Raw genomic sequence first — 12,205 nt, 5'->3', positions numbered from 1 at the left:
ACGCGCGACCTACTTCGCCGCAGCGGGCGGGGCGACCTCGTCGGCGGTGGCCGTATCGACGAGTTCGGGGACGAACGCGTCACCGTCTGCGACGAGCTTCGCCTGGTACATCTTCTGGATGAGGGCGTGGTCCTCCGCGCGCACGGTCATCGCACCCTTGGGACCGTCGAACTCGAAGCCCTCGAGCGCAGCGATCATCGCATCGACGTCGCCCTTGCCCTCTTCGATCGCGTGCACGATCATGATCGCCGCGTTGAAGCCGTCAGGGCTGAACAGGTCGGGGGTGCCCCCTTCCGCCTCGATCGCCTCGATCATCGCGGTGTTGACGTCGTTGTCGTTCGCCCCGGGGAAGTAGTGGTTCAGGAAGCTGATCTTCTCGGATGCCTCGCCGTACGCCCCGAACGTCGCCGAGTCGCCGAGTCCGGTGACGACCGGAATCTCGTCCAGGACGCCCTGCTGGCTCATCGCCTGCCACATCGCGCCGGAGGTCGCCCCCGCCCAGGCCACGAACACGAGGTCCGGGCTGCCGGCGAGCACCTGCTGGGCGAACGGCGTGAATTCGGTCACATCCTCCGCGACGAGCACCGAGTCCACGGTCGCTCCCTTCGCACCCAGGATCGCGTTCACTGCTGCTTCGTTTCCCTGCCCGAACGCATTGTTCTGGGCGAGGACGGTGATCTTCTTGCCCTCGAGGTCGTCGAGGAACGTGCCCGCGGTCGCGACGTCCTGCGCGCTCTGTCGACCGGAGCGGAACGTGTAGTCGTTCACACCGGTGATCGCATCGGCCGCCGCGGGCCCCGAGACGAAGAGCACCTTGTTCTGCGCGGCCTGCTCGGCCACAGCGAGGGCGACACCCGAGGATGCACTGCCGCCGATGATGGTGACGCCCGAGCCGATGAGCTCCTTGACGGCGGTGACGGCCTTGTCGGGATCTCCTGCGTCGTCCTTGTACTCGACGACGATCTTCGTCCCGGCGACCTCGTCCGTGCCGTCGGTCGCGTAATCGAGACCGGCCTTGAACCCGTCGAGGTACTGCTTGCCGTATCCGGCGAGCGGACCCGTCTCGCTCGTGACGATACCGACGGTGATCTCGGCCGGGCCGCCGGACTCCTCGGTCGCGCCGCCGCTCGGCGCCGTCTGGGGTGCGCAGGCCGCCAGGGCGAGCGCGGCCGTGGCGATCACGGACCCCAGGAGCAACTTCTTCGTAACCCGCATGTGCGTGTCTTTCACCATTGGAAGGGATCTACCTGAAACCTGATTCAGGTACTCGATACGTTACGAAAGAGGACGACCGCTGTCAATGCGCCGCCGTTGCAGCTCTCGGGGCCACAAACATACCTATGGTATATACTTGAGATATGACTCACTCCGAAGATCTGCGGAACCTGGTGGTGGCCGCGCACGCCCTGACCCGGATCGCTGCGCAGGAAACGCGCAACGAGACGCCCGCCGCCCAGTGGCGGACCCTCACGATCCTCCGCGAGAACGGGCCGTTGCGTCTGGGCGAACTCGCCTCACTCAGTCGCGTCACCCAGCCGGGCATGACTCGTCTGGTCGGCGCGATGACGGAGGCCGGGCTCGTGCGGAAGTCGACGGATGCCGAGGACTCGCGTGTCACGCGGGTGGAGGTGACCGACTTCGGAGTCTCCGCGCTGGAAGCATGGATGTCCCAGCTCACGGACGCCCTCGCTCCGCACTTCTCCGATCTGGATGACCAGGATTGGGAGGCGCTGAGCCGCACCGCCGGCATCCTCGCCCGCAAGACCGGCGCGGCGGAGCTCGCCCGATGACCCGCGCACAGACGAGCCAGGCCCCCAGCGTGTGGCGGCAGCCGGTGAGGGTGTGGGCCGTCGCGTTCGCGTGCGTCGTCGCTTTCATGGGCATCGGCCTGGTCGACCCCATCCTCCCGGCGATCGCCGACCAGCTCCAGGCGAGCCCCGTCGAGACGGAACTCCTGTTCACGAGCTACTTGCTGGTGACCGGTCTGGCGATGCTCGTGACGAGCTTCGTCTCCAGTCGCATCGGTGCGAAGGCCACACTTCTGATCGGACTGGCCCTCATCCTGGTCTTCGCACTCGCGTGCGCGCTCAGCAGCAGCGTCGATGCGGTCATCGGCTTCCGCGCCGGGTGGGGACTGGGCAACGCCCTGTTCATCTCCACAGCGCTCGCCACGATCGTGGGCGCCGCAGCCGGCGGAAGCGGCGCGGCGATCGTGCTCTACGAGGCGGCTCTGGGCCTCGGCATCGCGATCGGTCCCCTTCTCGGCGGACTTCTCGGCTCGGTGAGCTGGCGAGGCCCTTTCTTCGGTGTCGCTGGGCTCATGGCGATCGCCCTGATCGGGGTGTCAGTGCTCCTGAAGGGCGACGAGGGACCTCGGACGCCCACGCGCCTGAGCGCGCCGCTGCGCGCTCTCCGTCAACCCGCGCTCGCACTCCTCGCCGCGGCAGCCCTGTTCTACAACATCGGCTTCTTCGTCCTGCTGGCGTTCTCGCCGTTCCCGCTCGGCTTCTCCGCGCTCGGCATCGGGCTCACGTTCTTCGGATGGGGGGTGGCGCTCGCGATCTCGAGCGTATGGGTCGCTCCCCTGCTGACTCGACGTATGTCGCGGACCGGTGTGCTGCTGCTCGTCCTGCCGCTGCTCGTGCTCGACCTGGTCGCCGCGGGCCTGGTGGTCACCTCCCCCGCCGCACTCGTGGCGTGCATCGTCGCGGGCGGATTCCTGCTCGGGATCGTGAACACCGTGCTGACGGAATCCGTGATGGAGGCGACCGACCTGCCGCGCTCCGTCGCATCGTCGGCCTACTCCGCGGTGCGGTTCCTCGGTGGCGCCGCCGCTCCCCCGGTCGCGGCGCTGCTGTGGCACCTGGCAGGTCCCACCGTGCCCTATCTGTTCGCAGCGGGATCGGTTCTTATCGCCGTGGTGATCATCGCCGTCGGACGGGGGCTGCTCGCCGGAGTCGACCGGCGTGCGGCCGATGCGGCGGACGAGGGGGCGGCCGTCCTGGTCGGCGACGCCGCGTGAGTCGAATCCGGCCCGTGGGGACGCCCGCTCAGCGCTTGCGGGCGGGCTTGTCCTCGCCGGAGCGCGGCGCATCCACGCTCACGTCGATCCGCTCCTGACCGCGGTCGGTGGACCACACCGACGCGAGGCCGCGGTTGCCGTGCTGCGAGGCCCGGACGGCCCGCTCGTCGGCCCAGCCGTTCAGGCGGTGGCCGGCGTGGCCGCGCACGTGCTCGAACGTGACGTCGGGCAGTTCTGCCGCCCGCCGCGCGTCGCGGGCCTCGATGAGCGCCTCCAGGATGTCGACGTTCTTCGTCGGCTCCTTGGCACTGGTCTTCCAGCCCCGGCGACGGTGCGCGTCCATCCAGGACTGGTAGGTGTTGATCGCGTACATGGAGTCGGCCTGGATGTGCAGGTTCTCGACGTCGGCGTTGTCGCGGATCGCGTTGAGCACCGCGAGGAGTTCGCCGATGTTGTTCGTGCCGTCCTCGAGCGAACCCGCCGCCCAGCGACCGTCCTCACCGACCCACGCCCAGCCCGTCGGACCCGGATTGCGCATGCAGGCGCCGTCGGTCGCGACCGTGTAAGAGCTCATGGTGCACCCCCTGGGACTTGAACCCAGAACCCACTGATTAAGAGTCAGTTGCTCTGCCGATTGAGCTAGAGGTGCGTGATCCGCATGAGGCGAACCGAGGGTCAACGTTACCATCACGATCCGCCGACCCGGAAATCGAGGCGACACCGCGCGGTTAGGCTGGTCGACGTGACCTCCCCCTCCCGCCCGGTCTCGTTCGATGCGCCCTTCGAAGGCGATCTCCAGGCCGATCTCGACCTCGCACTCCGGCTCGCCGACGCCGCGGATGCGGCATCCATGTCGCGCTTCGACGCGGCCGATCTGGACGTCGCGGTGAAGCCGGATGCGTCCCACGTCACCGAGGCGGACCTCGCCACGGAACGCGAGCTCCGCCGCGTCCTCGCGGCGGAGCGCCCTGCCGACGGCGTGTTCGGCGAGGAGTACGGGACGAGCGGCGACAGTGCGCGCCAGTGGATCATCGACCCGATCGACGGCACCGCGAACTACCTCAAGGGCATCCCGATGTGGACGACCCTGATCGCCCTGGCGATCGACGGCGTGCCGCGCGTGGGTGTCGCGAGCCAGCCGGCCCTCGGACGCCGGTGGTGGGCGGCGAAGGGGCTGGGCGCGTGGACGAACACACCCGACGGCGGCGTCGCTCCTCTCGCCGTCTCGGCTGTCTCGACCCTGGCCGAGGCGAGTGTGAGCTTCCAGAGCATCCGTCAGTGGGATGACGCCGGTCAGCTGGATGCCGTCATCCGGCTCTCCCGCGCCGTGTGGCGCGATCGCGGCTACGGCGACGCGTGGCCGTACATGCTCCTGGCCGAGGGCCGCCTCGAGTTCGTCGCCGAGTTCGGCGTGAAGGAGTACGACATCGCCGCGCTCGTGCCGATCATCACCGAAGCGGGGGGCCGGTTCACCTCGTTCGCCGGCCGCGACTCGCTCTCCGAGCGTTCCTCACTGGCGACGAACGGAGTGCTTCACACAAAGTTCCTCGACCTGCTCCACGCGAAGACGGAGGCTCCCGCATGACCCGCCGCCGCACCTTCTTCGGATCCTCGCTCCTGCTCACGGCGGGAGTGCTCGTGCTGACCGCCTGCGCGGGGTCCACCGAGGCCGGACCGCCCCCGAGCCCGCAACCGGTCGCGACCTCGCCGACGCCCACACCCTCCGTGACGGCGACGACCGAGCCGCTCGGAGATCCGACGTGCGAGACGATCATCCCCGCGGCGACGGTGGAGGATTTCGGCAGCGTCGGATGGACCGTCCGCGCCGAGCCTTTCCGCATCGGCGAGCAGGAGCTCGAGGGCGGCGTCCAGTGTGTCTGGGGAGACTTCACGACCGCGACCGACCACGTCCAGATCTACGGCTGGGCCCCGATCTCGGCGGAGGCCGCGGATGACGCTCAGGACGAGCTCGTCGCACTCGGCTGGCGCGTCGAGGAGTCGCCGGAGGGACTTATCGTCACCGAGAGCGCCGACACGACGGTCGCCACGGACGGCGACGGTTACGGCCTCACCTACCTGTTCGGTGACGGCTGGGTGAAATACGCCGACACCAAGCAGGGCCTGCTGCTGGTCACCTGGGGCTGAGCCGCGCCGCGGCCGTCCGCGCCGCGGTCAGTCCGCGCCGCGGTCAGAGGAACGTGAGCTCACCTCGGACGATCGAGTCACCCGAGTGGGTGGGGTCGCCGTCCACCGGCTCCTGCGACACGTCCACCAGCACGTAGTCGCGCAGATCCACATCCGCCGGGACCGCGAACGTCTGCTCCTCGCCGTCCATGACGCCCAGACTCACGAGCGCCGACGCGTCGGCGGTGATGAGCCACACCTCACGGAACGTGTCGGGAGCGGCATCCGCGTCGACCTTCACCCGCACCGCGAACGTCCCGTCGGGACGCTCCTCCACGACGGCGGCACCGACGGCGTCGGGGTGGTCGGGGAACGGATCCAAAGTGGCCTCGGCGACCTCGGTGAGCCCGGAGCCTTGGTTGATCGCCCAGACACCGAGACTGACGCCGGCGACGAGGACGACGGATGCCGCGAGGGCGAAGAGTCGGGTCATCAGACGCCGGCGTGGCGGCGCGGCGTCGTGCGCCGGCTGCGGTTCGACGGAAGACGACTCGGGATCCACGGGGAGCGCGGGGCGTGCATCGACGGGCGCGGGCTGTGCAGCCGCCGCGGGCGCGGACTCCTCCCCCCCGTCGAGTACGCGGGTGCCCAATCCGAGTTCGCTGGAGATCCGGGCCCACACGGCCTCGGGCGGCGACTCCAGGTCGCCGATGTCGATGCTGGCCCGACCGGCGACGGCGACGTGACGCAATGCGGCCAGGTCATCGACGCATGCGGCGCAATCGGCCAGATGCTCGGTCTCGCTCGCGGTAGCGACAGGCTCACCCATCGCGAACAGGGCGAGTCTCTCGGGATCAATGTGCGGCATGTGTCACCTCCAGTCGAGTGCGCATTCTTTCCAGACTTCGTCGTATGTGGCTCTTCACGGTCCCCAGCGGCATGTCGAGGCGGCGGGAGATCTCCTGGTGGGTCAGATCGTCGAAGAAGGCCATCCTCATCACCCGCCGGGCGTCGGGTTCGAGCCGCTCCATCTCCTGTGCGACCAGGACCGTCTCGCCGAGGTCGACTTCGTCGGTGACCAGATCGTCAGGCCGGGTGACGCGTTGGAGCTGCTCTTGCAGAGCACGCACGCGTGCGCGCGCCTCGTGCGTGTCGGCGATCCGGCGCTTCGCTATCGCGACGATCCACGTCGACAGGCGCGCCCGCGACGGGTCGAAGGACGCACGCGACGTCCACGCCGAGACGAAGGTCTTCTGCGTGACGTCCTCCGCATCGGTTCGGTCGCCGAGCGAGCGAAGAGCGAGGGTGAACACCACGGGCGACCATCGGCGATAGACATGCTCGAGCGCGCGTTCGTCACCCGTGATGAACCGGGCGTCCCACGCCGCTTCGGCGTCGGCGCTTTCGCTCGCCGCAGCCGCGTCCCTCGCGCTCACCCGAAGCGCCTCCGTTCTCCGCTCGTCATCCCGATCGTGCCCGACATCCTGCGCGGGCCGGTCACGCCACCGGAGTGGCGACGACGACGACGTTGTCGTCGTAATGACCTGTTGTCTCATCGAACTCGCCTCCACACGTGATGAGCACGAGAGCCCTCGTGCCCTGGCGGGCGAACAGGTCCTGCGTCGGCAGTTCCTGCTTGGGATAGTACGTGACGGTGCTCACCGTGTAGACGGCGGACGCGCCGTCCGCCCCGGTCACCGTGACCTCCGCTCCCGCGGGCAGATCGCGAAGCCCCGCGAACGGGCCGATCGGGTAGTCGGGAGCGTCGATGTGGGCGGCGATCACCGTGTTGCCGTCAGGGCTCCACGGATCGGGGCCGAACCGATACCATCCCGCGACCGCGGGATCGACAGGCAGTTCCATGGCGCCGTTCGGTTCGACCCCGACCGGGACCACCTCCATGTCCGCGCCGATCGCCGGCACCTGCACCCGTACAGGAGGAACGGGTGCACGCACCGACGTGAGTGATCCGTCGACGATGGGGACGTCGACGGCGGCGGTCGGGGTCGCCGTGGGGGCCGGCGAGGTCGGAGGGGTGACGGGTGCGCCCGCCCCGCTGGGGGCGGGGGCGGGCGCACAGGCCGAGAGAGCGAGGATGAGCACCAGGGGTGCGATCAGTCGCAGGGTCATCGTCAGTTCTCTCGGGTGAGTCGGGTCAGGACTCGATCTTGGACTCGCGGGCGCGGCGGGCGACCACGATGGCGACGGATGCCGCGGCGAAGGCGAATGCCACCCCGGCGATCCAGAACGCCTGCGTCATCGCGTCACGCTCGGCCGCGTAGCCGGCGGTTCCGGAAGGCACGCCACCGGGGGTCGAGTGACCGATGGTGATGTTCTGCGTGGCCAGGGCGAGGGTCTCGTCCTCCAGGCTGCCCCAGGCGTACGCGATCGTCAGGACGCCGTCCTGGATCGGCACGTCTGCCGGGCCGAGCACGGGCTCGGTGGTCCCCGCGGCGGCGACGGACGCCGACACGGTTCCGACCGGCAGGTTCAGCGTGGCCTGGTCCGGGTTCGCGAGGGAGGAGATGACCGCGGTGCCCCCGGCCAGGACGTCGACCGCGGGTGCGGCTGCGACGTGGCGAACCGTCAGGCGGCCCTCTCCGGCGTTCGTCGTGGCGATGTCGTTCGTGAACAGGTTGAGCGCGGGAGTTCCGTCCTCGGCGAAGTTCGCCGTGGCGGTGTAGCTCGTGTTCGCCGCAAGAGTGACTGTCGCCTCGAGGATCGGAGCGCTGGCGTCAGCCGCGTCCGGGGCCGTGAGGGCGATGTCGTAGTCACCGGCCGGAAGGTCGACCGGTCCGGCGAACGTTCCCGGCTGGAAGTCGTCGAGCGTGAGCGCGCCGTTGACGTAGACGTCGACCGGGGTGTCGGGAATGCCGTGGAACACATACAGATCCGCGTTGGTGGCAGAGATGGCCTGGGCAGGCATGACGAAGCCCGCCGCGAGGGCGAAGCCGGCAACGACACCGGCAGCGATGGTCTTACGCACGTTGTCCTCCTTGGGGGGCGGCTCTTCCGCCCTGTGATGAGTACTTCCGTGCGTGGACGGGTTTTGGATGCAGCTGAATGATCTTTTTCGGATCAGGGGGAAAAGGCCGGGTCGACGCCCAGCCATTCGGCCAGTTCGCGGATCTCGGCATCCACCATCTCGCGCTCCTCCTCCTCGAGCGGGAGGAACTCATGGACGGCCGCGATCTTCAGGGTGTCGCCGGTCCGATCCACCTCGGCATCCAGCATCCCGACGAGCCGATCGCCCAGGAGGATCGGATGCGCGAAGTAGCCGTAACGTCGCTGAGGCTTGGGCTTGAACTGCTCGAGGACGTACGTGAATTCGTACACCTGCTCGAGACGGGGCCGGTCGAACAGCATTCCGTCGTACGGGTTGAGGATCGCGACTCGCCCCGCCTCCTCCTCCTCCAGCGCGCCGATCGCGTCGGGATCGACGCGGAACTTCCACGCGCTCCCCTCCACGCGCGCCTCCTCCCCCGCCGTGCCGACCGGAGTCCAGGGCGAACGCTGCTTCGCCAGGCCGGCTGCCTGCAGCCGGCGCGCGTCCCACAGCGACTGCGCCTCCTCCTCGTCGTACTCGGGCAGGTCGAGCGGGTACACGCGCTCGGCGAGATCCCAGCGGCGGTGCCGACCATGCCTGCCCGCGACCGCCACTTCGCCCTGGCGCAGGAGGCACTCCAGCATCGTCACGACGTTCGACCCGGACCATCCGTCGGGCTTTCGAGGAAGCTGCGCCGTGTCATCGATGGCCCCCGCCTCCAGGGGCCCTTCAGCGCGCAGCCGCGCGAGCACGTCGGCACGGAACCGCGTGTTGGCCTCGAGCCACTGCCGGGTGTTCTCGCGCTCCGGCCAGCGTCGCATCGCGGGCTTCATGAGCGGCAGGAGGCTCATCGGGCGGAAGGCACCGTCGAATTCGAACAGCTGGCGATCGATCTCGACCGCCTTAGCGAGCTGGCCCGGCTCGTAAGACCAGCCGATCCGCGACCACAGCACGGTGTGCTCGCACGGTGCGATCACCGCCGTCGGATCGATCTTGATGTACCCGAGCTGCTCGGCGACCTCGACCACGTCGCCGGGCCGAGCACCGTCGAGCAGCTGCGCGCGCACGATGATGCGGCGTGCTTGGTCGCGGGTGAGGTGATGGACCACGCGTCGAGGGTACCCGCGGGCCCGGACAGCCGCCCGGCGGATCAGGCGGGCGGCGCTTCGGGGTCGAGCGTCGCGAGGGTGTCGGCCTCGACGGCGTTGTCGGCGTCGAGCTCCTGCTCGGTGCCCTCGGTCCCGCCCCGGCCCGGCATGTTCAGATCGGCGGGGTCGACGTCGCCGTCGCCGCGATCGTCCGGTCCCCCCGTTTCCGGAGCACCCCCGGTGTGCGCGGCGGAGTCGCTGCGCACCTCGTCGGTGATGCCGTCGGTCGGGGGCGCGTCGTCGGCGGTCGCGTCGTCGGAGTGGTGCGAGTGCGGGGCGGGCGTGCTCATTGTGCGTCCTTCCGTGGCGGATCCGGTCGGTGGGTCACCGGCCGGGCGGGTCAGGCTCGTCCACTCTGCGCCGCCCCGACCCTGAACGCTCGGGGGTTGACAGACCTCGCCCCGCGACGCGCCTGTCAGAAGCGCAGCAGGATCTTGCCGTCGCGACCCGGCTGTGCGCTGGCCGCCGCGGCCTCACGCGCCTGCTCGAAGGGGAAGATCGCCTCCACCGGCAGCGAGACCTCGCCCGAACCGATGCGCTGCAGCAGCTCCCCGAAAAGCGCTCCGCGCTTGGCGGCGTCCATCTCCCTGCTCACGACGCTCCCCCAGAAGCCCTTCACGGTCGCCTGCTTGAAGATGAGGTCACCCGAGGAGATCTCGAGGTTGCCGGAGCCCATCGCCCCGAACGATACGAGTGTGCCGCCGACGCCGAGGAGCGACAGCAGGTCGCCCGCAGCCTTTCCGCCCACCGAGTCCACCGCAGCGCGCGGCTCGGAACCCTCGAGGATCGCCGCGGCACGCTCACGCCACCCGTCGCTCTCGGTCGAGACGACGTCGCGGATGCCGATCGCTGCGAGCTCGTCGACGCCGGCATCCCGTCGCACGAGCCCGAGAACGCGGATGCCGCGCGCCGCGGCGAACTGAGCGACGAGGCGCCCGACCGCGCCGTTGGCGGTGTTCTGCACGATCCAGTCGCCGGCGCTGACGTCGAGGCTGTCCAGGAGGCTGAGGGCGCTGAAGGGCATGGAGATCAGCTGTGCGGCCGTCTCGTCGCTGATGCCGTCCGGCACCGGGACGAGACCTGCCGCCGGAGCGACGAAGAACTCGGCCCACACCCCGAACGTCCCGCCCGTGGCGACGCGCTGTCCGACGGTCAGGTTCTCCACGCCGTCACCGAGCGCGTCTACGACGCCGACGGCCTCGGTTCCGCTGCGCGCGGGAAGCTCCGGCTTGAAACCGTACGTGCCGCGGATCGTCCAGAGGTCGTGGTTGTGGATCGGCGACAGGACCGTGCGCACTCGTACCTCACCGGGCCCGGGGGTGGGGAGCGGAACCTCCGTCACCTCGAGGACCTCCGCGGCGTCGGCGAACGTGGGGTGGGTGAGTGCGCGCATTCGTGGTGCTCCCTGCTGTAGATCTGAGGCCGTGGCCGCGCGGATCGCGCGAACCACCCATACGTGAACAGCACGGGCGCCCCGAGACTTCCCGATCGAGACGAATCCGCGGTCATGGCCGACGCGGACCGGCCGGGCCCGCTCAGAACGGCGCGTCGCCGTGGCCCGAGGCCGGCGACCCGGTGACGCTGAACACCGGAACCCGCCGTTCGGGTCCAACCGCGTATCGGCGCCCTGCAGGCGACACCCACTCCACGGCCCCGCCACTGCCCGGAATCTGTCGCAGTTTCCACCCGCCGTAGTGCTTCACCATGTGATGGCCTCTGCACAGCGGGGCAAGGTTCTCCATGCCGGTGGCACCACCGTCCTCCCAGGCGATCGTGTGATCCACGTCGCAGCGGGAGGCGGGCATCCCGCACCCGGGGCCCATGCACCGATCTGCCCGCCAGGTCACGAGCCGTCGGAGCTCCGGCGGCGGCCGGTAGCGGGTGCGTCCCACCGAGAGGATCATTCCGGACTCGGCGTGGGTGAGGACCCGCATCCACGCCGCGTCGCCGCCACACAGCTCACGCGCACGCTCGATCGGGATGGGCCCGAGACCCTCGACCGTCGCCGGTTCGTTCCCCCGTGCGGCCACGGCGGCGTCGTCCTCTTCGAGCAGAGCGAGCGCCGGGACCGTCACCACGACGGTCGCGCGGATGCCGCGTCCCTGGTCGGGCCGTTCGCCGGTGGTCCCTTCGATGAGCAGATCGCCCATGACGTCCGCACGGATCTGGTCGAGCGTCCGCGTCTCCTCCTCGTGTCCGCTGATCACCTTCGCCATCTGCGTCAGCCGACCGAACGCCGCGTGCGCCTCGACCAGCGGCCCGTAGAGGTGAGTCCAGGCCATCCCGTCGGCCACCGCCTCCACGTGGACCCGACGGGCGGCCAGCGCCGCCTCGTGCCGGTCGGACAGAGTGACGACGCGCGTCTGCTCGACCAGAGCACGCAGCGAGCGCCGGAACTGCCCGACGGGCTGCTGCTCGGCCATTGCGATGACGCGTCCCTGAAGACGTTCGCGCAGCTCGGGCTCCAGCTCGTCGAGGCCCGCGACCAGCACGTCCGCGTGCTTCTCGGTGATACGTGCGGTCTGCAGGGAATCCAGAGCCTGCGGGTAGCGATGCACGAGCGCCTCAGCCCGCGTGATCATGGTGCCGGCGTCGTGCTCGGAGACGCGCATCGCCGCCGCGAGCTCGAGTCGCAACCCGCGCAGCACGACATCGGTCAGCCGTCGCCCGGCCGCCTCGGCGTCCGCGAGGTATTCCTGACGCATGAGATCGATCTGCACGAGACGGTCAGCCGCCCACATCGCCATCGTCGCCCCGAGGTCGACCACGAGATCGAGAGCGCTCGCGCGGAGCATCTCGGCGGTGGGCGACCCCTCGTTCATGACTCCACGCTAGAGCCGACCTCCGACATCGGTGCGACCGCGT

General features: G+C 69.7%; 14 protein-coding genes and 1 tRNA gene. 4 read left to right on the top strand and 11 right to left on the bottom strand.

The features are described 5' to 3' along the window. Window positions 1–9: 9 nt before the first annotated feature. Complete coding sequence (locus AB0P18_RS04810; protein WP_363359171.1) at window positions 10–1,215, bottom strand: substrate-binding domain-containing protein; 1,206 nt, start codon at window positions 1,213–1,215, stop codon at window positions 10–12. A 143-nt stretch (window positions 1,216–1,358) separates the two neighbouring features. Between AB0P18_RS04810 and AB0P18_RS04805 the strand changes: the two genes are divergently transcribed. Together AB0P18_RS04805 and AB0P18_RS04800 are read left to right on the top strand one after the other, a co-directional pair. Beyond that, window positions 1,359–1,790 (top strand): MarR family transcriptional regulator, encoded by a 432-nt coding sequence (locus AB0P18_RS04805; protein ID WP_363359170.1) that lies wholly within the window; start codon window positions 1,359–1,361, stop codon window positions 1,788–1,790. Further along, a complete protein-coding gene (locus tag AB0P18_RS04800; protein ID WP_363359169.1) occupies window positions 1,787–3,022 on the top strand; it encodes an MFS transporter in 1,236 nt (411 codons plus the stop codon). Before AB0P18_RS04805 ends, AB0P18_RS04800 begins: the two co-directional genes overlap by 4 nt. Before the next feature lie 28 nt (window positions 3,023–3,050). Here AB0P18_RS04800 and AB0P18_RS04795 read toward each other — a convergent pair whose 3' ends face one another. Next, the gene (locus AB0P18_RS04795; protein ID WP_363359168.1) at window positions 3,051–3,596 is read right to left on the bottom strand and encodes a ribonuclease H; all 546 of its coding nucleotides are present in this window, start codon (window positions 3,594–3,596) and stop codon (window positions 3,051–3,053) included. Beyond that, window positions 3,596–3,671 (bottom strand) — tRNA-Lys (locus tag AB0P18_RS04790). Before AB0P18_RS04790 ends, AB0P18_RS04795 begins: the two co-directional genes overlap by 1 nt. A 93-nt stretch (window positions 3,672–3,764) precedes the next feature. Here AB0P18_RS04790 and AB0P18_RS04785 point away from each other — a divergent pair. Both AB0P18_RS04785 and AB0P18_RS04780 read left to right on the top strand, forming a co-directional pair. Continuing rightward, on the top strand, window positions 3,765–4,607 hold the full coding sequence (locus AB0P18_RS04785) for an inositol monophosphatase family protein (protein WP_363359167.1): 843 nt from the start codon (window positions 3,765–3,767) through the stop codon (window positions 4,605–4,607). Beyond that, window positions 4,604–5,167, top strand: coding sequence for a hypothetical protein (locus AB0P18_RS04780; protein WP_344054177.1), 564 nt, complete (start codon window positions 4,604–4,606; stop codon window positions 5,165–5,167). The genes AB0P18_RS04785 and AB0P18_RS04780 overlap by 4 nt, the downstream gene beginning before the upstream one ends. Before the next feature lie 43 nt (window positions 5,168–5,210). On the opposite strand, the gene AB0P18_RS04775 is transcribed toward AB0P18_RS04780, so the two are convergent. From AB0P18_RS04775 to AB0P18_RS04740, 8 genes are all read right to left on the bottom strand, one after another. Then, window positions 5,211–6,014 carry an anti-sigma factor gene (locus AB0P18_RS04775; RefSeq protein WP_363359166.1) on the bottom strand — a complete coding sequence of 268 codons (804 nt, stop codon included), beginning with the start codon at window positions 6,012–6,014 and terminating at the stop codon, window positions 5,211–5,213. Beyond that, window positions 6,001–6,582, bottom strand: coding sequence for a sigma-70 family RNA polymerase sigma factor (locus tag AB0P18_RS04770; RefSeq protein ID WP_363359165.1), 582 nt, complete (start codon window positions 6,580–6,582; stop codon window positions 6,001–6,003). Before AB0P18_RS04770 ends, AB0P18_RS04775 begins: the two co-directional genes overlap by 14 nt. A gap of 61 nt (window positions 6,583–6,643) precedes the next feature. Further along, window positions 6,644–7,276 carry a class F sortase gene (locus AB0P18_RS04765; RefSeq protein WP_344054183.1) on the bottom strand — a complete coding sequence of 211 codons (633 nt, stop codon included), beginning with the start codon at window positions 7,274–7,276 and terminating at the stop codon, window positions 6,644–6,646. Window positions 7,277–7,301: 25 nt separating this feature from the next. After that, on the bottom strand, window positions 7,302–8,132 hold the full coding sequence (locus tag AB0P18_RS04760; RefSeq protein ID WP_363359164.1) for a DUF4397 domain-containing protein: 831 nt from the start codon (window positions 8,130–8,132) through the stop codon (window positions 7,302–7,304). Window positions 8,133–8,224: 92 nt separating this feature from the next. After that, entirely contained in the window at window positions 8,225–9,301 is a 1,077-nt protein-coding gene (locus AB0P18_RS04755; protein WP_363359163.1) for a crosslink repair DNA glycosylase YcaQ family protein, read from the bottom strand. Between the two features lie 41 nt (window positions 9,302–9,342). Then, window positions 9,343–9,630: a hypothetical protein gene (locus AB0P18_RS04750; RefSeq protein ID WP_363359161.1), complete on the bottom strand. Its 288-nt coding sequence runs from the start codon at window positions 9,628–9,630 to the stop codon at window positions 9,343–9,345. 125 nt (window positions 9,631–9,755) lie between these two features. Continuing rightward, the gene (locus AB0P18_RS04745; RefSeq protein ID WP_363359160.1) at window positions 9,756–10,733 is read right to left on the bottom strand and encodes a zinc-binding dehydrogenase; all 978 of its coding nucleotides are present in this window, start codon (window positions 10,731–10,733) and stop codon (window positions 9,756–9,758) included. A 142-nt stretch (window positions 10,734–10,875) separates the two neighbouring features. Further along, a complete protein-coding gene (locus AB0P18_RS04740; protein WP_363359159.1) occupies window positions 10,876–12,162 on the bottom strand; it encodes a DUF222 domain-containing protein in 1,287 nt (428 codons plus the stop codon). Window positions 12,163–12,205: the final 43 nt, after the last annotated feature.

The organism is Microbacterium sp. NPDC064584 (assembly GCF_040687315.1).
In the GTDB taxonomy this organism is placed as follows: domain Bacteria; phylum Actinomycetota; class Actinomycetes; order Actinomycetales; family Microbacteriaceae; genus Microbacterium; species Microbacterium lacus.
The sequence above is the reverse complement of the archived record's forward strand: the minus strand, read 5'-3'. Positions and strand labels throughout refer to the sequence as shown.